The following is a 20,026-nucleotide window of genomic DNA, read 5'->3' as shown; positions in this document are numbered from 1 at the left end:
GGGTCTTTTCAATCAGTCGGTTATTGCAACGGCCGCTATAGCTGCCGCGCGGCCGTGAAGGTCAGAACGATGAAGATGACGCAGATGACCAGGAAGACGAAGAAGAGCAACTTCGCGATCGCGGCGGATGCACCGGCAATGCCGGTAAACCCGAGAGCACCCGCGATGAGGGCAATAACTGCGAATATGATCGCCCATTTCAGCATGACGAACACCCGAGGTTGTTGATGATCAGGACTTGGGGCCGCCAGCCCATTTGCCAATACGCGCCGGCCCCGCGGGCGCTATAAATAACTGCCGGCGGCAGCGGCTTTCGGCAGCAGGGCGACGGATTCGCCATTCTGCCATTGCAGCACGCAGGCGAAGGCGCGGGTGTTTTCGCCACCCAGGCCGAACAGGGCGCCCCAACCATTGACCATGCCGCCCTCCTTTACCCCCAAGCTGCGGACAACGCTCAGAACATGGTCGCGGTCGATACTCCCCGCGGCCTTCAGGCTGGACAGGCAGAGTTCGGCACCAGCGTAGTGGGACAGGCTGTAGCCCGAGCGGGGTGGCGCGCCGAAGCGTTGCTCATACGCCTGCGCCACTTTGGCGGCGTTCGGTATCAGCCTGGCATCCGCCCGATAGGGTGGCACGGTCACCGCGAGGGTGCCGTCGAAGGATGGCCCGATCATGGCTGCCGTCTCGGTCATCGCATAGGCGGGCGTCGTGCCGATGATCCGGCCAGGCTGCCACCGCAGCGCCTCCAGGCTGCGATACAGCAGAACCACGTCCTCGCTGCTGCCGTGATGGACCATAACATCTGGCTTGATCGCATGTAGGCGGGTGGCGATACCGCTGAAATCCACGGCATCGGGCTGATAGGCGATCGCGATCAGGCTCGGCAGGCCCCGCCGATGGGCGGCCGCCGCGACGAGCGAAACCAGCGCATTCCCTGATGCCGTGTCGGCATAGAGAAGAACGATGATGAGCGGGGCCGCCTTGGGCTCGGCAGGGCCATGGCGCAGGGCCGGCGCGACCAGATCCAGGGCGGCATCCAGGCAGCCCTCGGCAATGCTCGATTCGGGCTCGCAGACCCGCAGCAGATAGCGGAAGCCTCGGGTGGTGACGGCGGGTGTCGTCGCGCTCAGTTCCCAATAGGGCACGCCGGAGCCCTCGCTCGCTTCGCTGGCGCCCAGGCTCAGCGCGCCGTCCCCGGTGCCGAGAAGCAGCGCGGGCTGGGCGTCGGCAATCAGGCGTCGTGCCTCGGCAACCGCTCGATCCGGATCGGCGGCGTCACCGCTCACCAGCACGACCTGGCGGCCGAAAAGTCCGCCAGCGCGATTGCAGGCCTCGGTCGCCAGGATGACGCCGCGCAGGCATTCGTCGCCATGGGCCGCCAATGGGCCGGTCGCGGGGAAAAGCGTACCGATCGTGACCGGGGCGTCAGCCGCAGCGGCTGGGCGGGTCTTGGCAGCGCGCGCGCCAGAAACGCCCAAAAGCGGGACACCGAGGCCTGACAGCCCGAGACCCGCGAGAAGATCGCGTCGACCCCAGGCCATGATATTCTTCTCCAAACTTCAGTTCCGAAAAGCATACTAGACCAATAGACTGGCGTAGAGAGCTAGACAGCGGAATACGCTACGCTTTTCCGCCCTACCAAGAGGACCACATGACCCTTCCGAATGAGATGCGTGCGATCGTCGCCGAGGGCAAGGGTGGGCCCGAGGTGATGCGCCTCGGCACGTTGCCGCTGCCCGAGTTGCGAGACGGCGAGGTGCTGATCCGTGTCGAAGCAGCCGGCGTCAACCGGCCCGACATCATGCAGCGCGAGGGGAAATATCCGCCGCCGGCGGATGCGAGTCCCCTGCTCGGCCTGGAAGTGGCCGGCACCATCGCGGCCCTCGGCACCGGCGCCACGGGTTGGGCGGTCGGCGACCGTGTTTGCGCCCTGGTCAACGGCGGCGGCTACGCAGGCTTTTGCGCGGTTCCCGCCACCCAATGCCTGCCCTGGCCGAAGGGCTATGACGCGCTTCAGGCGGCGGCCTTGCCGGAGACCTATTTCACCGTCTGGGCCAATCTGTTCCAGATGGGCAATTTGCATGCTGGCGAAAGTGTCCTGATCCATGGCGGCTCGGGTGGCATCGGCATCACCGCCATCCAGCTCGCGGCCGAGTTCGGCGCCGTGGTCTTCACCACCGTCGGCAGCCTGGACAAAGCGCGCGCGTGTGAAAGGCTCGGCGCCCATGCCGCCATCAATTATCACGACATCGACTTCGCGGATGAGATCAAGCGCCTGACGGCCTACCGGGGCGTGGACGTCATTCTCGACATGGTCGGCGCGCCCTATTTCGAGCGCAACATCGCCTCCCTCAAGCGGGGCGGCCGTTTGCTCTACATCGCCTTCATGCAAGGCAGCATGGTCGATCAGGCCGATCTGATGCCGATCATGATCAAGCGGCTGACAGTGACGGGATCGACCATGCGGCCCCGCACCATCGCCGAGAAGGCTGCCGTCGCGCGCGGCTTGCTGGAGCGTGTCTGGCCGGTGCTCGACGAGGGCCGCTGCGCGCCGGTGATCGAAACCAGCTTCCCGCTCGCCGAGGCGGCGGAGGCGCATCGCCTGATGGAAAGCCGTGACCATATCGGCAAGATCATGCTGCGCGTGGCGGATTGATCGCTGATGCGGCTACATGCCATCGATGTCGGCACGGATGGTGCGCGCCCGCCCGTCGTCCTGCTGCACGGCCTGTTCGGCTCGATCCGCAATCTCGGTGGTTTGCAGAAGAGTCTGGCGGCGACGGGCCGCCGCGTCATCTCCCTCGATCTTCGCAACCACGGTGACAGCCCGCATGCGCGCGGTATGCGCTACGGCACGATGGCCGAGGACGTCGTGGAGAGTTTGGCGGCAATGGGTGCCCTGCCCTGCCACCTGCTCGGCCATTCCATGGGCGGCAAGGTCGCGATGCGGCTGGCGCTCGATTCGCCCGATCGGGTAGCAAGCCTGATCGTCGCCGACATCGCGCCGCGCGCCTACGCCCACGGCAATACCGAACTCGCTGGCGCGCTTATGGCGCTACCGTTGCACAGTGGCATGACCCGTGCGGAGGCCAACGCGGCCTTGGCGCCTGCCATCCCTGATGCGACGATCCGGTCGTTTCTGTTGCTGAACCTCCGGCTCGGCGGGGACCAGCCGCCGGCTTGGCGCATCGGCCTGGCTGATATCGCAGCGGCGGTGCCTGATCTCGAAGGCTGGGAGGGCGTCGGCGGGTCTTTCGCAGGCCCGACGCTCTTCGTGAGCGGTGGAAAGTCGCATTACGTGCCGGCCGAGGCGCATGAGGCGATCCGCGCCTTATTTCCCCGCGCGACCTTCACGGTGCTGCCTGACGCCGGCCACTGGCTCCACGCCGAGGACCCGGCGGGGTTTCTTGCCGCGATCGTGCCGTTTCTCGATGCGCAGGGCGGGGCATGACTGAGCGTCGCGCAACACAATCGTCATCCCCGGACTTGATCCGGGGATCTACCCCTCGTGGCGCCTCAACGCCGTTTGGGCGCTTGAACGGGTAGGCCCGCGCATCAAGTGCGCGGGTGACGAGTCTCTTAGGTTGACCCAAACCTCACGACGCCGGTGCGGATGGCGCGGCCAGCGGCAACAGCAAATACATCCGGCCCGGCGCGTTCATCGCCCCCGCCCCGGCGGAGGCTGCCTGACCCGAACCAAAGAACAAATCCGCCCGCAACGGTCCCTTGATCGCCGCACCCAAATCCTGCGCGACCGTCAGCCGCTGCAGCGGCGCGTGGGTCACCGGATCGGTCGTATCCAGCCACACTGGCGCGCCGAGCGGCAGGAAGCTCTTGTCCACGGCAATCGATCGGCCCGGCGTCAGGCTGACGCCCAGCGCCCCCGGTGGCCCGGCCGCACTGCTCAGATCGGGCGCCGTGCGGAAGAACACATAGGACGGGTTGCGCTCCATGATCGACCGTGCGCGGTCGGGGTGCGCGTCCAACCAGGCGCGGATGCTCTGCTCGGTCACGTCATTCGCAGCCAGCAGCTTCTGATCGACCATGACGCGGCCGATCGGCACATAGGGCCGCCCGTTCTTGCCGGCATAGGTCACGCGCATGACACTGCCATCCGGCAAGTCGATGCGGCCCGACCCCTCGATCTGGAGAAAGAAGGCATCGACCGGATCGGCCACCCAGCCCACCGCCAGGCTATCGGCATCCAGGGCGCCATTGTCGATCTGGAAGCGGTCGAAATAGGGCACGATCGCATGGCCGGTCAGACGACCCACCACGGTCTTGCCTGCCATAGACGGATCGAAAGCGCCGAGATCGAAGGTCACGAGGTCGGGGGGCAATCCCAGCAACGGCGTTTGAAAGTCACCCTCGCGGCTCGCCGAGCCCGCCACCTCAGGCTCGTAATAGCCGGTCACCTTGGCCGTCGATTGGCCGGACTGGGTGATCAGATAGGGCTGAAACTGGGACTGGAAGAAGGCGCGGGCGGCGCCATCATCCGCCGGCGGCACGCTGCGCCCAGCAGCGCAAACGGGACCCCAGGCACCGGCCCGGCCACCAAGCTGGGCAGCAAGGCCCGAGCCGCCAAGCGTCTGATCCGGTGGGAATATCTGAATCCGCTGGCAGCTGACCACAAAGGCCGCCAGCGCCGCGGACGGAGGCGCAGCAGACCAGCCGGGAAGCTGTGAAAAGCCGATTGGCTGCAAGTCGAGCGGGCCGCTCTGCTCGCCCGGCGGCATCACGCAGCCGGCGAGCGCCGCCAGCACACAGGCAGCTACGACGCGCCGGGTCCGCGCGCCTATCCAGTGAATACGCAAAGCCGAACTCAAGCGCTGCGCGCAGCCGCCAGACGCCAGGTCTGGTCACGCGTTCCGAGATCACGCTCGAAGGTCCAGACATCGACCATTTCGGTAATGCCGTCCGTCCCCGACACCGGCTGGTTCTGGGCATCGCTCGTGACGTTCACCTGGTCGGACACGAAGCGCACGCTGATATCGGCGATGCGCCCGTTCAACTCTGCTTCGGTGATGGCGGCGGCGGTGATTTCACGGATTTCGGTCCGCTGCGTTTCGGACGCCGCTTCGCGCGCTGCGATCGCGGTCTCGAAGGCGCGATACGTGTCATCCGTGAGCAAGCCCCGCAGCGTCACCCGGTCGCCGCCCGCAAAAGCCGCGACGATGGTGCGGAAGGTGCCCTCGGCAGCGCCCAGGAAACCGGCGGCGTCGAAGGCGGGGTCGACCGTGCGCACACGGCGCAGTGCCTCACCCAGGGCCGAATTCGCTTCCGGCAAAGCACGCACAGGGCGCGGCGCCGCAGCCTCCGCGCGGCCGTCGATGGTCGGGGTCGAGTCGCCACGGGCTGGCGGCACAACACGGCCGCCAACGGTCGGCGGTGCGGGGCGCGCACGCCCTTCGAATCCGGTACGGCGGCCGAGGATGCTGCGCAGCCTCAAGATGAGGAAGGCCGCGATCAGCCCGAACAGCACGAGGTCGACAGGGAAACCACCGGGGAGGTTCATAAATAATCCGTCCTGGCGCGCAACATCATGTCTGGCACGCCGTTGCTCTGTGCCGAGACATAAGGCTCGGCCGGCCGCACCGCAACACAAACACGGGGGAGCCTGCCTCCGCCGGAGTTTCGACGGCAGGCGATCGCGCTATACTGGCCGCATGATCCTGATCCGCCACGGCCAAAGTGAGTTTAACCTGCATTTCTCGGCGACCAAGGTCGATCCGGGGATTCGCGATCCGAAGCTGACCCCGCTGGGCCATCAACAGGCCGAGGACGCGGCGGCGACACTCGCCGCCCTGCCGATCACCCGCATCATCGCCTCCCCCTATACCCGGGCGCTGCAAACGGCGGCCCCCTTCGCGCGCCGGTTCGGCCTGCCTGTCACCATTTCACCGCTGGTGCGCGAGCGCTACAAATTCGTCTGTGACGTCGGCACCCCAATATCGACCCTGCAAGACGCCTGGCCGGAGCAGGATTTCGGCGATCTGGAAGATCATTGGTGGCCGGCGGAGACCGAGACGGAGGCAGCCACCCTGGGCCGCGCAGCTGACTTTCATGTCGAGATGGCGGCGCGATCCGACCATGCGGAAACGCTGGTGGTGACGCATTGGGCGTTCATTATGGCCATGACCGGGCAAACTCTTAACAATGGAGAATGGATTGTGGTGGAGCCGAATGCCGGCTTCGCCGCCACCATCACTTGAAGCCGCAGGGCTCCCTTAACGGCGCCGCATTGATCCGCTGGCGCACCACCGATCCCGATGCTAACGCATCCGCCACGAAGTAAGAGAGAGAACCATGTCACTGGACACCACCCCCTCTACTGGCCAAGCGACGCCGCCGCTCGTCGTCAATGCCCAGTACGTCAAAGACCTGTCCTTCGAGGTTCCCGGCGCACCGCAGATCTATTCCACCCTGCGCAGCCCGCCGCAGGTGTCGGTCAATCTCGATGTGCAGGTGAAGCGCCTGACGGAGGATCAGCTCGTCTTCGAAGTCACGCTCATCGCGCGTGTCGAGGCGGTCAAGCCCGTCGAGCCCGGTCCCGGCCCGCTCAACGGCACCGAAACGCCGGTCATCGTCTTCCTGGCCGAGCTGTCCTATGCGGGCATCTTCACCCTCACCGGCATTCCCGAGAACCAGATCGAGCCGGTATTGCTCGTTGAAGGGCCGCGCCTGCTGTTTCCCTTCGCCCGCAACATCCTGGCGGATGTCACCCGCGACGGCGGCTTCCCGCCCGTCTTGCTGGGCCCGATCGACTTCCTGGCCATGTGGCACGCGCGGCGCGGCCAGGCGACGGTGACGCCCGCTCCGGAAACCCTCAATAGCTGAACAGGCGATGGCGATCCTGACGGGGAAGGCACGGCTCGCCGGGGTCATCGGCTGGCCGGTGAGCCACTCGCGGTCGCCGCGCCTGCACGGCTATTGGCTCGACCGGTACGGGATTGATGGCGCCTATCTGCCATTGCCCGTGCGGCCGGAGGATTTTGCCACGGCGGTGCGTGGCTTGGCCGCGGCCGGCTTCGCGGGTGCGAACGTCACGATTCCCCATAAGGAAGCGGCCTTCGCGCTGTGCGACACCATCGATGAGTCGGCCAGCGGGGCCGGGGCGGTCAATACCTTGCGTTTCGAGGATGGCCGCGTCATCGGCAGCAACACAGATGGCACGGGCTTCCTCGCCAACCTCCGCCAGCATGCCATCGACCCCTCTGAGGGACCGGCCCTGATCCTCGGTGCCGGAGGCAGCGCAAGGGCGGTTGCGTCGGCCCTGCGACAACGAGACATCAACATATGTTTATGTAACCGTAGCCGGGATCGCGCTGAAACCCTCGCCGCGATGCTGCCCAGCTGCACGGTCATCGACTGGGAGGCGCGGCATTTGGCCGTCGCCGACCACGCGCTCATCGTCAACACCACCTCGCTCGGGATGACAGGCAACCCGCCTCTGGATCTCGATCTGTCACGCGCCGGAACCGACACGGCGGTGGCCGACATCGTCTATGTGCCGTTAGAGACGCCGCTGATCACCGCCGCCCGCGCGCACGGCCTGAAGACGGCGCCTGGCCTTGGCATGCTGCTGCATCAGGCGGTGCCGGGCTTCGCCGCCTGGTTCGGCGTCACGCCCGAGGTGGATGAGGCGCTGTATCGCTACGTCGCCGCAGATCTTCTCATCCCGTGAAGGTCATCGGCCTGACCGGCAGCATCGGCATGGGCAAATCCACCGCCGCCAAACAATTCCGCCGGTCTCATATCCCCGTCTTCGACGCCGATGCCGAGGTCCATAAGCTGCAGCGCAAAGGTGGCGCCGCCGTGCCCGCCATTGCCGCCGCCTTCCCGGACACGGTGCGAGACGGCGTTGTGGACCGCAATCGGTTGCGGGCGGCGCTGACCGCGACGCCGGCGGGATGGAAGACCTTGGAACAGATCATTCATCCCCGCGTGCGCGCCGCCCGCCGCGCCTTCCTCGCTCGCTGCCGCCGCCAGGGGCGCAGCATCGCCGTGCTCGACATTCCGCTGCTGCTCGAAAACGCGCCGAACCCGGATGTGGATATCGTGCTCGTCGTCTCGACCTCGGCCGCGAACCAGCGCGCCCGCCTGCGCCGTCGGCGCAAGATGAGCGAGGGCGAGATTGCCGGCATCCTCGCCCGCCAAATGCCGGACGCCGAAAAGCGCCGCCGCGCGGACCGAATCGTTGATACCGGCCTCTCCCGCCGCTATGCCCAGGGGAAGATTCTTCGCCTCATCCAGGAGCTTCGCACATGAGCCGCTCGGTGCTCTTCGATACCGAGACGACGGGCCTCGATCACCGCGAGGGCCACCGCGTCATCGAAGTCGCCTGCCTGGAATTGTTCAACGACCTGCCGACCGGGCGGCATCTGCACCACCTGATCCATCCCGAGCGCGATATTCCCGATGAGGTCATTCGCATCCACGGCATCACGCTCGACCACGTGCGGGAGAAGCCGATCTTCAAGCTGATCGCGGAGGAATTGATTGCCTTCCTGGGTCCGGACGAAATGCTCGTCGCCCACAACGCGCCCTTCGACTTCGGCTTCCTGAATGCCGAGTTCGCGCGTCATGCTCATCCGCCGCTGCCTGTGACGCGTATGGTCGATACGCTGATGATGGCGAAAAAACGTTTTCCGGGCATGCCCAATAGCCTGGACGCCCTATGCCGGCGGTTCGGCATCGATCTCTCGGCCCGCACCGCCCACAACGCGCTTCTCGACTGCAAACTGCTTGCCGAGGTCTATATTGAGCTGACCGGCGGACGGCAGCGGGGATTGTCCCTCGCTGCGAGCGTCGAGGCCTTCACCGTTGCGACCTACGAACCGCGACCGGATAGGACAATCCGGCATGTCATGGTGTCAGAGGCGGAATTGGCACGCCATACGGCGTTCCTGGAGCGGATTAAGGCGCCGATCTGGCTGGCCTCGTGACGGCTCAGAAATCGGTGCAGCGGCCCTTTTGTTCCCAGTCGCCGTAGCGCGTGGGCTCAGGGCCTTTCGGGCCGCCGATCTCGATCGGCATCGCAGCATTCGGCTCGACCGGCGGCGTATCCTGCGGTGCCGGGACAGGGTCGTCCTGCGGCGCAGGACGCGGATCAGACAAAGTCATGGATGCATTCGTCATGAGAAAGACATAGCGCGCGCGCCACGCGGCACAAGTATCGGCGCACCACCGGTGTGGTGGAATGCGCTGCGCTTTTCCAACCTACGGCGCCTTAACGCTCTGCGCCGCCGCGTCCGCCTGCGCCTTCAGCGCTAGGAGTTGCGGATCGGACCGTATCTCCAGCGCCTTGGCCCAGGCCGCCGAAGCCGCAGCCGCATCGCCCATGCCGGCTTCCATATTGCCCATGAGCACAAAACCCTGGCGCGCCTGCTCGCTATGCGGATCGAGCGTCTGGAGTTTTGCACGCAGCATATCGAGCATGGCGAGGTCCTGCCGCGCCTGTTCCTCGGCCGCCGCAATGCGGGGGGCGAGCGGTGCAGCCGGCATCATCGGCGTCGCACCGGGAAGATAGAGCGCGATGGCGAGGGCCGGCAGCAGCAGCACCATGGCCGGCAGAAGCCAGCTCAGCCGACCCGCCTTGGGCAAAACCTCCTCTGGCGTTGACGCCGTGCTCAGCAATCGGCGCTCGATCTCCAGCTTCGCCTGGGCCTGCTCGGCGGGCCCGATCCGCCCACGCTCCCCCTCATTCTCCAATTCGACGAGCTGCGCGCGATAGAGCACGAGCGCCGATTCCCGCCGGCCGCGCAGGCGGATATGGCGCTGCGCCAACATGAAGGGCGCCAGCACGATCAAGGACAGGATGACGAAGCCGAGCCAGATCATGGGTTCAGAATCGTCTCCAGGCGGGTGCGTTCGGAGTCCGACAGCGGCGGCGGCCCCTGGACCGGATTGCGGCGCCTCTGCCGCATGGCGAGGAAGGCGATACCGAGCCCCAGGGCCAAGGCGAGAACCGGCGTGATCCACAGGATGGCGGTGAGCGGATTGAAGGGCGGCTTCAGCAGAATGAAGCTGCCGTAGCGGTGGACCATATAGGCGACGATCTGATGATCGGTCTGCCCCGCCACCACTTGCTGACGGATGATGGTGCGGATGTCGCGGGCGAGATCCGCGTTGCTGTCCTCGATGCTCTCGTTCTGACACACCAGGCAGCGCAGCGTCTGGCCGATGGTCTCGGCCCGCGCCTCCTGCACCGGGTTGGACAGCAACTCGTTCGGGTCGCTGACCGCCCCGGCGGAGGACGCGGCGACGGCCAGGAACAGCATCGCCGTGAGAAGTGCGCGGATCATGACGTGCTCGGCTTCTGCGCGCGCTGCCATAGCGGCAGAAGGTCCCGCTGCAGCACCTGGTCGGTCAGGGCGCCGGCATAACGCCAGCGGACGATGCCGGCGCCATCGATGAAATAGGTTTCCGGCACGCCATAGACGCCCCAGTCGATCGCCACGCGGCCGGGCAGATCGACCGCGATGCGGGCATAGGGGTTGCCCTGCCGGGCGAGAAAGGCCTGGGTCGCCGAAGGCTTGTCCTTATAGGTGATGCCCCAGATCGGCAGGCCCTGTTTGGCGACCTCGGCCAGGACGGTGCTCTCCTGAACACAAGGCACGCACCAGGAGGCGAAGAAGTTCACCAGCATGGGTTGCTGGGGCTTCTGCAAATCTGCACCGGTGATGCCCGCGCCCGACAGCCCGGGCAGAGAGAAGTCCGGCACCTGATGGCCGATGAGCTGGCTCGGCAAGGTATGCGGGTCGAACTCGCCGTTTCGCATCCGGTTGAGCATCACCGCCCAGCCACCGGCCGCGACGGCGAGGATACCCAGTGGCGCACCCAAAAGAAGCCGCCGGCCGATCATTCGGCGGGCGCTGGCAAGGGTGTGCTTGCGCGACGGCGCAGCCGGATGGGCGCACCGATGCGCATCCGGCGATCAGAGAGGGACAAGGCGCCGCCGAAGGCCATGATCAGGGCGCCGAACCAAATCCAAGGCGCCAGCGGATTGACGTGAAGGCGCAGCACCGCGCCACCATTCCGTTCGTCACCCATAGCGACATACAGGTCGCGCATGCCGTTGGTCTTGATCGAGACATCGGTCGTCGTCTGCTGTTGCAGCGGGAATGACCGGCGGCCGGGATGCATGATGGCGATCAGGCGCCCGTTCGCGGCGTCATTGACCTGAAGCGTCGCGATCCGCGCGGTGTAGTTCGGCCCCTGCGCGTCATTGAGGGAGACGAGCGTCCAGCGGTAGCCGCCGAGCGCGACCGTCTCGCCGGGTTTGACGAGCTGGATGGAATGCACGGCCAGGGACATCCCGACCATGCCGGCGACGCAAACGCCCAGCCCCGCATGGCCGATGGCAGCGCCGTAGCTCGCGCGGGGTAGCAGACGCAGACGCGCCCAGCTCACCGAAAGCGGCACGCGGAACAAGCGCGCCCGCTCCACCAGCTCGGCGGCGGCGGAGAGCACCATCCACAGCGAAAAACCGAAGCCGAGTGCGGGCACCGCGCCCATGCCACGTGAGGCGATGAGACCGACGACAAGGGCCGCGAGCGCCGCCCACCACAACCGGATCAAGGCCGGCGCCAGCGCTGCGCGCTTCCAGGACAGCACGGGGCCGAGGCCCATCGCCGCCATCAACGGTGCGGCAAGCGGAATCGCCGTGCTGTCGAAGAAGGGCGCGCCGACGCTGATCTGCTGCCCGAAGAGGAGTTGCACGAACGGGGGATACATCGTGCCGACCAACACCACGGCGGTGATCGAGCAGAGCAGGATATTGTTCAGGACCAGCGCGCCTTCCCGCGAAATCGGCGCGAAGATGCCGGCCGGCACCAGCACCGGCGCACGAATCGCAAACAGCAGCAGCGAGCCGCCGATGACGATGCCCAGCAGGGCGAGAATGAAGATGCCGCGCGTCGGGTCATTGGCGAAGGCATGCACCGAATTGAGCAGACCCGAACGCACCAGGAACGTGCCTGACAGGCTCAGGGAGAAGGTGGTGATGGCGAGCAGCACGGACCAGATTTTCAACGCCTCGCGCTTCTCGACCACGATGGCGGAATGAACCAGCGCGGTGCCGGTCAGCCAGGGGAGCAGCGAGGCATTCTCGACAGGGTCCCAGAACCAGTAGCCGCCCCAGCCGAGTTCGTAATAGCTCCACCATGACCCCAGCGCGATGCCGCAGGTCAGGAAGCACCAGGCGGCCAACGTCCAGGGGCGGACCCAGCGGCCCCAGGCGGCATCGACGCGACCTTCGAGCAGGGAGGCGACGGCGAAGGCGAAGGCGATCGAAAAGCCGACATAGCCCGCGTAGAGAATCGGCGGATGGAAGGCGAGGCCAGGATCCTGCAACAGGGGATTGACGCCCTGCCCGTCTGCCGGCGGCGGCCAGACACGGTTGAAGGGATTGGACGCCGTCAGCGTAAACAGCAGAAAGCCGGAGGACACGGCGCCGAGCACGCCGATGACACGGGCGCGCAGCGCCGACGGCAGGCCGCGGCCGAAAACGGCGATGGCGGCGCCGCAGAGCGACAGGATGAGGCACCAGAGGAGGATAGAACCCTCGTGATTGCCCCAGGTGCCGGTGATTTTGTAGAGCAGCGGCGTCAGGGCGCTGGAATATTCGGCGACGTTCATGACCGAGAAGTCGGAGACGACACCGCTCCAGACCAAGGCGGCGAAAGACAGCCCGACGGCGATGAATTGGCCGAGCGCGAGGGCTGGCGCCGCTGCGATCAGCCGCGCGTCACCGCGATGGGCGCCCCAGATCGACAGCACGGCCTGCGCGGCGGCGATGACGCAGGCGAGGGCGATGGCGAAATGGCCGAGTTCAGGGATCATGGCGTGGCGCCCATGGATCCCCGGATCAAGTCCGGGGATGACGATGGAGGGGTATGAGCGGTCCGCCGGACCAGACATAAACCGTCACCCGCGGACTTGATCCGCGGGCCCATGGGCGCCCAAACCAGCGTCGGCATGATCATCCCCCTACCCGCCCGCGAGCTTCGCGGCCGTGCCGTTCCAGGCGGCGGCGGGCGGCGCGTTGCCGGTGGCCGGATTCCACATGCCGTTCTTCTTCAACGCAGCCTCGACCTCCGGCGGCATGTAATCGGCACTATGCTTGGCCAACACCTCCGTCGCGCGAAAGGCACCCTCCGGCGTCATCGCGCCCATGGCGACCACGCCCTGCCCTTCGCGAAACAAATCGGGCAGCACACCGATATATTCGGCCGACACGATATGGCCATGGCCATCCGTCACGCCGAAGCGCGCGCCGGGCTCGCCATCCACCATCGTCTCCCGCAGCGTGCCCTGCGCCACCATGCCGCCGAGCCGGAAGGCATGGCCGGGATCGGGATGCTTGGACAACACGTCCCCCGGCAGCATGAAGAACACGATGTCACTGCTGAAGGCGGACAGCGTCAGCGCCGTGGCGCTGCCAAACCCGATGGCGCAGGCCGCAACGACCCAGAGGCGGCGGCGCTTGCGGGTCATGCCTTCGCCGCCCGACGACGCGGCGATGCGGCGTCCAAGACGGCCAAACGGCGCTTGGCCTGGCTCAGACGCCGCCAGGCATCCGCGCTCAGCACCAGAACGACCACGACGGCAATGCCGTAGGACGCTGCGATGAAGCCGAGATGCGTCATGCGGGCAGGCCCTCGGCACGCTGCACGCGCGCCATGAGCAGCGACCGGATGCGCCGCTCCATCACCGCCGCGCGCAGCCGCGCCAGCACCAAGGCTGCGAACAGCAGCGTGAAGCCGAGGGCGCAGACCAACAACGGATGCAGCATCGAGCCCGACATCGTGCTCTGGCCGAACAGATGGATGGTGTCGGGCTGATGCAGCGTGTTCCACCAATCGACGCTGAACTTGATGATCGGCAGGTTCACGGCCCCGACGAGGGCGAGAATGGCGGCGGCGCGAAAACCCCGCTCCTGATTGTCGAAGGCGCGCACCAGGGCGATATGGCCGAGATAAAGAAAGAACAGCACGAGGACGGAGGTGAGGCGCGCATCCCAGACCCACCAGGCGCCCCACATCGGCTTGCCCCACAGACTGCCGGTGATGAGGCACACAGCGGTGAAGGCGGCGCCGATCGGCCCGATTTCCATGGCCGCGAGATCGGCGAGCGGATGACGCCAGATGATCGAGAACAGGGCACAGAGGGCGAGGCCCGCATAGCCCATCGAGGCGAGCCAGGCCGCCGGCACATGCACATACATGATGCGCACCGCGTCGCCCTGCTGCCAGTCGGCGGGGGAGAAGAACAGACCCCAGGCCAGGCCCGCCACCGTCACCACGCCGCCCGCGACCGCGAGCGGCGGCAGAACGCGCCCCGACAGCCGCAGAAACCGCCCCGGATTGGCGAAGCGATGCAGACTGCGGCTAGGCTTCGGCGGCGTGGTCGAAACGGCTGTGCTGAGAGCTTCCACATCCTCTCCATAGCCGAGGCGCGCGCGGGTTTGAAGCGGCTTGCGGCTGCACTACAGTCAGCACTGCATCACAGAGGCGCAATCCCATGAATTTCACCATTACCAACATGGACAAACCCGACAGTTTCGCGCTCCGCGCTGCGACGCGGGAAATGCATCTGGGTTATCTCGACAGCATCGTCGGCGTGATCGTCGCCGGTGGCGCCTTCCTCAATGCGGAAGGCAAACCGATCGGCAGCCTGCTGATCGTCGAGGCGCCAGACCAGGAAGCGGCCCAGGCCTTGGCCGCTGAAGACCCCTATGCCCGGGCCGGACTGTTCGCAACCATGACGGTCTCCCCGTATCGGCTGGTCTACAAAGACGGCGCGCGCGTCGCGTGAGGGGCGCATGACCGCCTATTGGCTCGTCAAAAGCGAGCCCGACGCCTTCAGCTGGGACCAGCAGGTGGCGCATGACATCGAACCCTGGACGGGCGTTCGCAACCACACCGCCAAGAACAATCTCGCGGCGATGAAGACAGGCGACCTCGCCTTCTTCTACCATTCCAATATCGGCAAGGAGATCGTGGGCGTCGTGCGGGTGGTGCGCGAAGCCTATCCTGATCCCTCCGCCGACAGCGGGCCCTGGGTCTGCGTCGATATGAAAGCGGTCAGCCCCTTTCCGAAGCCGGTCACCTTGGCCGCGATGAAGACCGATCCAGCGCTGGAGGGGCTGGCCCTGCTGCGCCTGTCCCGCCTGTCAGTCGCGCCGATCAGCGCCGAACATTGGAAGCATATCTGCAAGCTCGGTGGCTGGAAGGGGTAGTGCGTAGCGAATAGGGCTACTTGCCAAAGCGGGTGGGCGGCAGCGAAGATTGACTCCTGTTAACCTCGCCGCTAACCCCGGCGCCGCATTGCAGGACCGCCGCCAGCCTCATCTTCTGGCTTCGGACGATCTTCACCGGTTCGCCGGTCGTATCCCTAAGGACAGTCAATGGTCGTTCGCGCCTTCATCTTTCCCGGTCAGGGAAGCCAATTCGTCGGCATGGGCCAGGATCTGGCCGCCGCCTTCGGCGCGGCGCGGGATGTGCTGGGAGAGGTCGATGAGATCCTGTCCCAACGCCTGTCCAAACTGATGTTCGAGGGGCCGGCCGAAGACCTTACCCTGACCGAGAATGCCCAGCCCGCACTGATGGCGGTGTCGCTCGCCGTGCTGCGCGTGCTGGAGCGTGAGGGCGGCATGAACCTCGCTGAAAAAGCCGTGCTGGTGGCCGGCCATTCCCTCGGCGAATACAGTGCCCTGGCCGCCGCCGGCGGCCTGTCGGTCGCCGAGACCGCCCGCCTGCTGCGGTTGCGCGGCAGCGCCATGCAGAAGGCTGTGGCGCCGGGCGAAGGTGCGATGGCGGCGCTGCTCGGCACCGACCTCGATCAGGCGACCGCCATTTGCAACGACGCTGCCATCGACCCCGAAACCGGCCTGCGCCAGATCGTGCAACCCGCCAACGATAATGGCGGCGGCCAGGTGGTGATTTCGGGCAACAAGGCGGCTGTGGAGCGTGCGGTCGAACTCTCCCGCCAACGCGGCATCAAGCGCGCCCTGCTGCTGCCCGTGTCCGCGCCCTTTCACTGCGCCCTGATGGCTCCCGCCGCCGATGCCATGGAGGAAGCGCTGGCGACGGCACCGATCGCCGCGCCGATGATCCCCCTGGTTTCCAATATCTCCGCCGCGAAAATGACGGAACCGGACGACATACGCCGCCTGCTGGTCGAGCAGGTCACCGGCATGGTGCGGTGGCGCGAAAGCATGCTGGCCATGGCGTCCATGGGCGTTAGCAGTTTCGTCGAACTTGGCGCGGGCAAGGTGCTGTCAGGCCTCGCTAAACGAATCGTGCCGGAGGCGGAGGTCCTATCGATCGGCACGCCGGCGGATATCGAGGGATTCCTGAAGACCCTTTGACGGGGTAGAACGTGATCACAGTCGATCGAAAAGCGGCCATCCTATCCTCGTCATCCGCGCACTTGATGCGCGGATGACGAACGTAAGGGCAGGGCCACCCCCGTGGCTGAAACCCTCAAAAACGAGGAACGCAGAATGTTCGATCTCAGCGGCAAGGTCGCGCTCGTCACGGGCGCATCTGGCGGCATCGGCGGTGCCATTGCGCGCGCCATCCACGCCCAGGGCGGCGCCGTCGCGCTGTCCGGCACCCGCCGCGACGCCCTGGAGGCGCTGGCGACGGAGCTGGGCGAGCGCGTCGCCATCTGCCCCGCCGATCTGCGTGAGCCGGCTGCGGCCGACGCGCTGATCGCGGCGACGGAGGCCGCCCTCGGTCCGCTTTCGATCCTGGTCAACAACGCCGGCTATACGCGTGACATGCTGGCCATGCGCATGACGGATGACGATTGGCAGGGCGTGATCGATGTCGATCTCTCCGCGCCCTTCCGGCTCATCCGGGCCTCGCTGCGCGGCATGCTCAAGCGTCGCGCTGGGCGCATCATCAATATTGCCAGTATTGTCGGCGTTACGGGCAATGCCGGCCAGGCCAATTACTCCGCCGCCAAGGCCGGGCTCATCGGCATGAGCAAATCCCTCGCCCAGGAGGTCGGCAGCCGGGGCGTGACGGTCAATGTCATCGCGCCTGGCTTTGTCCAGACCGCCATGACCGAGGGGCTGCCGGAGCAGCATAAGGCCAAGCTGCTGGGCGCCATTCCGCTCGGCCGCATGGGCAAGCCGGAGGATATCGCGGCGGCCGCCGTCTATCTGGCGGCCGACGAGTCGGCCTGGGTCACCGGCGCCACCTTGCATGTCAATGGCGGGATGGCGATGACCTAAGCCCGTTCCCTTACGGGTCGCCATGGCGCGCACCGCTGACAAAGCGGTGAGCGGGCTGTTGGCGACCCGAACAAAACCATGCTAAGCGCGCCGAATTCCGGGGTATGGTTCGGAACGGGCGCGAGACTAAGCGCCCGGGCCGGTACTCGCCCCGGGTGAGATCGGATCAAATCAAATAGCCGTCAGGCAGGAGTTTCGGGGCCCATGAGCGAAGTAGCCGACAAGGTGAAGAAGATCGTGGTGGAGCATTTGGGCGTCGAGGAGTCGAAAGTGACTCCCGAAGCCTCCTTCATCGATGATCTCGGCGCGGACAGCCTCGACACGGTCGAGCTGGTGATGGCGTTCGAGGAAGCGTTCAGCGTGGAGATCCCCGAGGACGCCGCTGAGAAGATCAGCACCGTCAAAGACGCCATCGATTATATCGAAAAGCAGAAGGCCGCCTGAGGCTCTTCCAATGGCTGGATTACGAACAGTCGAACTGCGTCGCGTCGTCGTCACCGGCATGGGCATCGCCTCCCCTCTGGGGATCGGCGTTGAGCATGTCTGGCGGCGATTGATCGCGGGGGAATCCGGGATCACCGCGATCCAATCCTTCGATGTCTCCGACCTTCCCGCCAAGGTCGCGGGCGAAGTGCCCGCCGGCATTCGTGCCGAGGGGGGCCTGGATCTCTCCGAATGGATCCCGGTCAAAGACCTCAAGAAGATGGATCGCTTCATCCAGCTCGGAATGGTCGCCGCCATCGAGGCGGTCGAGGATTCCGGTTGGATGCCGACCGATGAGGAAGATCGTTGCGCCACCGGCGTGATGATCGGCTCCGGCATCGGCGGCTTGCAATCAATCTATGAGGCGTCGGTTCTGGTGAATGAGGGCAAGGTGCGGCGCCTGTCGCCCTTCTTCATCCCCTCGGCCCTGATCAATCTCGTCTCGGGTCACGTCTCGATTCGCTATGGCTTCAAGGGTCCGAACCATTCCGCCGTCACGGCCTGCGCCACCGGCGTTCATGCCATCGGCGATGCCGCCCGGCTGATCTCGCTCGGCGATGCCGATGTGATGGTGGCCGGCGGCGCCGAGGCCGCTGTCTGCGCCTTGGGCATCGGCGGCTTCTGCGCCTCCCGCGCACTCTCCACCTCCTTTAACGAGACGCCGGGCCAAGCCTCCCGCCCTTGGGATAAAGACCGTGACGGCTTCGTCATGGGCGAAGGCGCGGGTGTTTTGGTGCTTGAAGAATACGAGCACGCAAAAAAGCGCGGCGCGAAGATCTATGCCGAAATCGGCGGCTATGGCCTGTCCGGTGACGCGCATCACATTACCGCCCCGGCCGAGGGCCATGATGGTGCCTTCCGCGCCATGAAGGCGGCGCTGCGCAACGGCGGCCTGGAGCCTGCGGACATTCAATACGTCAATGCCCATGGGACATCGACGCCGATGGGCGACGATCTGGAGCTTTCGGCGGTCGAGCGATTCTTCGGCGACCATGGCCGCACCCTGGCGATGTCCTCGACCAAATCAGCGACGGGCCATCTGCTCGGCGCGGCTGGCGCCATCGAGGCAATCTTCTCGGTCCTCGCCATCCGGGACGGCGTTGCACCGCCGACGCTGAACCTGGAAGAGCCGAGCCGCACGAGCGTCATCGACCGCGTGGCGAAAGTCGCGCAGGAGCGGCCGATCACCACCGTGCTGTCGAACAGCTTCGGCTTCGGCGGCACCAATGCGAGCGTGATCTTCCGCGCGGCGGCCTGATCAGCCGGAGGGGCGACCGGTGATCGGGCGTCTCTCACGCTGGATTCTGCCGCTCGTGGCGCTTCTCGCCGTGATTGGCGTGGGCCGCAGCTACATCGGCCAGACTTGGCTCGGGCCGGGGCCTTTGGTGCAAGAGACGACGGTGGTCGTGCCCCATGGGGATACGCGGACCGTCGGCGCCGCCCTGCAACAGGCCAGCGTCATCGACGGTGTCTTCGCCTTTCGGGTTGCCGAACGGCTGACGCAGTCGGACGGCGCGCTGCATGCGGGCGAATTCGCTTTCCCCGCCCATGCCAGCCTGCGCGACGTGCTGGGTATCCTGCGCCATGGCCGGCAGGTGGAGCACCACCTCACCATCCCCGAAGGGTTGACCGCGCAACAGATTGCCACCCTGATCGGGCAGGCACCGGTGATGACGGGCACTGTCACAGCGCCAGAAGAAGGCGCGATCCTGCCCAATACCTACGATTATCTGTACGGGGCGCCGCGCCAATCGCTGCTGCACCATGCCGAAGCGGCGTTGGACACGACCTTGGCGCCGCTATGGACGTCACGCGCGGCCGGACTGCCCCTCGACTCGCCGCGTGACGCCATCACGCTCGCAAGCATTGTGGAACGCGAGACGGCCAAGCCCGAGGAACGCGCGATGGTCGCCTCGGTCTATCTCAATCGGCTGCGCGCGGGGATGAAGTTGCAGGCCGATCCGACCGTGATCTATGGCGCGTCGAAAGGCAGTGGCGCGCTTAATCGTCCGTTGACCCATGCCGATCTCTTGGTGCCGGATCCCTACAACACCTACCTCAATCCCGGCCTTCCGCCGGGGCCAATCGCCGCCCCGGGAATTGCGTCGATCGAAGCGGTGCTGCATCCGGCCGACACGGATGCTTTGTATTTCGTGGCGGATGGCAGCGGCGGCCATGTCTTCAGCCACGACTACGGCAATCAGGTGAAGAACGTCGCCAAGTTGCGGAAGCATCCTGCCAGACGGGATTGACCAGTCAACCGCGTGGCAAGATGGGGTTGAGCGTAGGGCGGAAAAG

Annotated in this window: 26 protein-coding genes; 14 read left to right on the top strand and 12 right to left on the bottom strand. The window is 66.1% G+C overall.

The genetic code is table 11. The features are described from left to right. Positions 1-35: 35 nt before the first annotated feature. Together QP803_RS03240 and QP803_RS03235 are read right to left on the bottom strand one after the other, a co-directional pair. Complete coding sequence (locus QP803_RS03240) at positions 36-206, bottom strand: DUF1328 domain-containing protein (protein ID WP_284946240.1); 171 nt, start codon at positions 204-206, stop codon at positions 36-38. 78 nt (positions 207-284) lie between these two features. Then, positions 285-1,541 carry an ABC transporter substrate-binding protein gene (locus tag QP803_RS03235; RefSeq protein ID WP_284946239.1) on the bottom strand — a complete coding sequence of 419 codons (1,257 nt, stop codon included), beginning with the start codon at positions 1,539-1,541 and terminating at the stop codon, positions 285-287. Positions 1,542-1,651: 110 nt separating this feature from the next. Between QP803_RS03235 and QP803_RS03230 the strand changes: the two genes are divergently transcribed. Both QP803_RS03230 and QP803_RS03225 read left to right on the top strand, forming a co-directional pair. Continuing rightward, a complete protein-coding gene (locus QP803_RS03230) occupies positions 1,652-2,656 on the top strand; it encodes an NAD(P)H-quinone oxidoreductase (protein WP_284946238.1) in 1,005 nt (334 codons plus the stop codon). A 6-nt stretch (positions 2,657-2,662) separates the two neighbouring features. After that, a complete protein-coding gene (locus QP803_RS03225; RefSeq protein WP_284946237.1) occupies positions 2,663-3,451 on the top strand; it encodes an alpha/beta fold hydrolase in 789 nt (262 codons plus the stop codon). Between the two features lie 145 nt (positions 3,452-3,596). On the opposite strand, the gene mltA is transcribed toward QP803_RS03225, so the two are convergent. Together mltA and QP803_RS03215 are read right to left on the bottom strand one after the other, a co-directional pair. Then, complete coding sequence (mltA, locus tag QP803_RS03220) at positions 3,597-4,814, bottom strand: murein transglycosylase A (RefSeq protein ID WP_284946236.1); 1,218 nt, start codon at positions 4,812-4,814, stop codon at positions 3,597-3,599. A gap of 8 nt (positions 4,815-4,822) precedes the next feature. Next, positions 4,823-5,515 (bottom strand): Tim44/TimA family putative adaptor protein, encoded by a 693-nt coding sequence (locus QP803_RS03215; protein WP_284946235.1) that lies wholly within the window; start codon positions 5,513-5,515, stop codon positions 4,823-4,825. Positions 5,516-5,666: 151 nt separating this feature from the next. On the opposite strand from QP803_RS03215, the gene QP803_RS03210 reads away from it, so the two are divergent. The 5 genes from QP803_RS03210 (at position 5,667) to dnaQ (ending at position 8,945) form a co-directional block, all read left to right on the top strand. Then, a complete protein-coding gene (locus tag QP803_RS03210; RefSeq protein WP_284946234.1) occupies positions 5,667-6,212 on the top strand; it encodes a histidine phosphatase family protein in 546 nt (181 codons plus the stop codon). Between the two features lie 94 nt (positions 6,213-6,306). Next, the gene (gene secB, locus QP803_RS03205; protein ID WP_284946233.1) at positions 6,307-6,837 is read left to right on the top strand and encodes a protein-export chaperone SecB; all 531 of its coding nucleotides are present in this window, start codon (positions 6,307-6,309) and stop codon (positions 6,835-6,837) included. A 7-nt stretch (positions 6,838-6,844) separates the two neighbouring features. Next, entirely contained in the window at positions 6,845-7,684 is an 840-nt protein-coding gene (locus QP803_RS03200; protein WP_284946232.1) for a shikimate dehydrogenase, read from the top strand. Then, complete coding sequence (gene coaE, locus QP803_RS03195) at positions 7,681-8,268, top strand: dephospho-CoA kinase (RefSeq protein WP_284946231.1); 588 nt, start codon at positions 7,681-7,683, stop codon at positions 8,266-8,268. Before QP803_RS03200 ends, coaE begins: the two co-directional genes overlap by 4 nt. Then, positions 8,265-8,945 carry a DNA polymerase III subunit epsilon gene (gene dnaQ / locus QP803_RS03190; protein ID WP_284946230.1) on the top strand — a complete coding sequence of 227 codons (681 nt, stop codon included), beginning with the start codon at positions 8,265-8,267 and terminating at the stop codon, positions 8,943-8,945. The genes coaE and dnaQ overlap by 4 nt, the downstream gene beginning before the upstream one ends. Positions 8,946-8,949: 4 nt before the next feature. On the opposite strand, the gene QP803_RS03185 is transcribed toward dnaQ, so the two are convergent. From QP803_RS03185 to QP803_RS03150, 8 genes are all read right to left on the bottom strand, one after another. Then, positions 8,950-9,123 carry a DUF1674 domain-containing protein gene (locus QP803_RS03185; protein WP_284946229.1) on the bottom strand — a complete coding sequence of 58 codons (174 nt, stop codon included), beginning with the start codon at positions 9,121-9,123 and terminating at the stop codon, positions 8,950-8,952. A 96-nt stretch (positions 9,124-9,219) separates the two neighbouring features. Continuing rightward, positions 9,220-9,840 carry a c-type cytochrome biogenesis protein CcmI gene (gene ccmI / locus QP803_RS03180; RefSeq protein WP_284946228.1) on the bottom strand — a complete coding sequence of 207 codons (621 nt, stop codon included), beginning with the start codon at positions 9,838-9,840 and terminating at the stop codon, positions 9,220-9,222. Beyond that, on the bottom strand, positions 9,837-10,304 hold the full coding sequence (locus QP803_RS03175; protein WP_284946227.1) for a cytochrome c-type biogenesis protein: 468 nt from the start codon (positions 10,302-10,304) through the stop codon (positions 9,837-9,839). The genes ccmI and QP803_RS03175 overlap by 4 nt, the downstream gene beginning before the upstream one ends. Then, on the bottom strand, positions 10,301-10,864 hold the full coding sequence (locus QP803_RS03170) for a DsbE family thiol:disulfide interchange protein (RefSeq protein WP_284946226.1): 564 nt from the start codon (positions 10,862-10,864) through the stop codon (positions 10,301-10,303). Before QP803_RS03170 ends, QP803_RS03175 begins: the two co-directional genes overlap by 4 nt. Continuing rightward, a complete protein-coding gene (locus tag QP803_RS03165) occupies positions 10,861-12,843 on the bottom strand; it encodes a heme lyase CcmF/NrfE family subunit (protein WP_284946225.1) in 1,983 nt (660 codons plus the stop codon). The genes QP803_RS03170 and QP803_RS03165 overlap by 4 nt, the downstream gene beginning before the upstream one ends. A gap of 147 nt (positions 12,844-12,990) precedes the next feature. Beyond that, positions 12,991-13,497 carry a cytochrome c maturation protein CcmE gene (gene ccmE, locus QP803_RS03160; RefSeq protein ID WP_284946224.1) on the bottom strand — a complete coding sequence of 169 codons (507 nt, stop codon included), beginning with the start codon at positions 13,495-13,497 and terminating at the stop codon, positions 12,991-12,993. Further along, entirely contained in the window at positions 13,494-13,649 is a 156-nt protein-coding gene (ccmD, locus tag QP803_RS03155; protein ID WP_284946223.1) for a heme exporter protein CcmD, read from the bottom strand. Before ccmD ends, ccmE begins: the two co-directional genes overlap by 4 nt. Beyond that, positions 13,646-14,437: a heme ABC transporter permease gene (locus QP803_RS03150; RefSeq protein WP_284946222.1), complete on the bottom strand. Its 792-nt coding sequence runs from the start codon at positions 14,435-14,437 to the stop codon at positions 13,646-13,648. The genes ccmD and QP803_RS03150 overlap by 4 nt, the downstream gene beginning before the upstream one ends. A gap of 86 nt (positions 14,438-14,523) precedes the next feature. Between QP803_RS03150 and QP803_RS03145 the strand changes: the two genes are divergently transcribed. From QP803_RS03145 to mltG, 7 genes are all read left to right on the top strand, one after another. Continuing rightward, positions 14,524-14,817, top strand: coding sequence for a YciI family protein (locus QP803_RS03145; protein WP_284946221.1), 294 nt, complete (start codon positions 14,524-14,526; stop codon positions 14,815-14,817). Between the two features lie 7 nt (positions 14,818-14,824). After that, entirely contained in the window at positions 14,825-15,241 is a 417-nt protein-coding gene (locus QP803_RS03140) for an EVE domain-containing protein (protein ID WP_284946220.1), read from the top strand. Positions 15,242-15,409: 168 nt separating this feature from the next. Then, positions 15,410-16,372 carry an ACP S-malonyltransferase gene (gene fabD / locus QP803_RS03135; protein ID WP_284946219.1) on the top strand — a complete coding sequence of 321 codons (963 nt, stop codon included), beginning with the start codon at positions 15,410-15,412 and terminating at the stop codon, positions 16,370-16,372. 135 nt (positions 16,373-16,507) lie between these two features. Then, complete coding sequence (gene fabG / locus QP803_RS03130; RefSeq protein ID WP_284946218.1) at positions 16,508-17,245, top strand: 3-oxoacyl-[acyl-carrier-protein] reductase; 738 nt, start codon at positions 16,508-16,510, stop codon at positions 17,243-17,245. 204 nt (positions 17,246-17,449) lie between these two features. Next, positions 17,450-17,689, top strand: a complete 240-nt coding sequence (locus QP803_RS03125; protein WP_158804395.1) for an acyl carrier protein — start codon at positions 17,450-17,452, stop codon at positions 17,687-17,689. Between the two features lie 10 nt (positions 17,690-17,699). Then, complete coding sequence (gene fabF, locus QP803_RS03120; protein WP_284946217.1) at positions 17,700-18,986, top strand: beta-ketoacyl-ACP synthase II; 1,287 nt, start codon at positions 17,700-17,702, stop codon at positions 18,984-18,986. Positions 18,987-19,005: 19 nt separating this feature from the next. Further along, positions 19,006-19,980: an endolytic transglycosylase MltG gene (gene mltG, locus QP803_RS03115; protein WP_284946216.1), complete on the top strand. Its 975-nt coding sequence runs from the start codon at positions 19,006-19,008 to the stop codon at positions 19,978-19,980. The last annotated feature ends 46 nt before the right edge of the window (positions 19,981-20,026 follow it).

Origin of the sequence: Acidisoma sp. PAMC 29798 (assembly GCF_030252425.1) — a bacterium.
Classification (GTDB): Bacteria; Pseudomonadota; Alphaproteobacteria; order Acetobacterales; family Acetobacteraceae; genus Acidisoma; species Acidisoma cladoniae.
The sequence above is the reverse complement of the archived record's forward strand: the minus strand, read 5'-3'. Positions and strand labels throughout refer to the sequence as shown.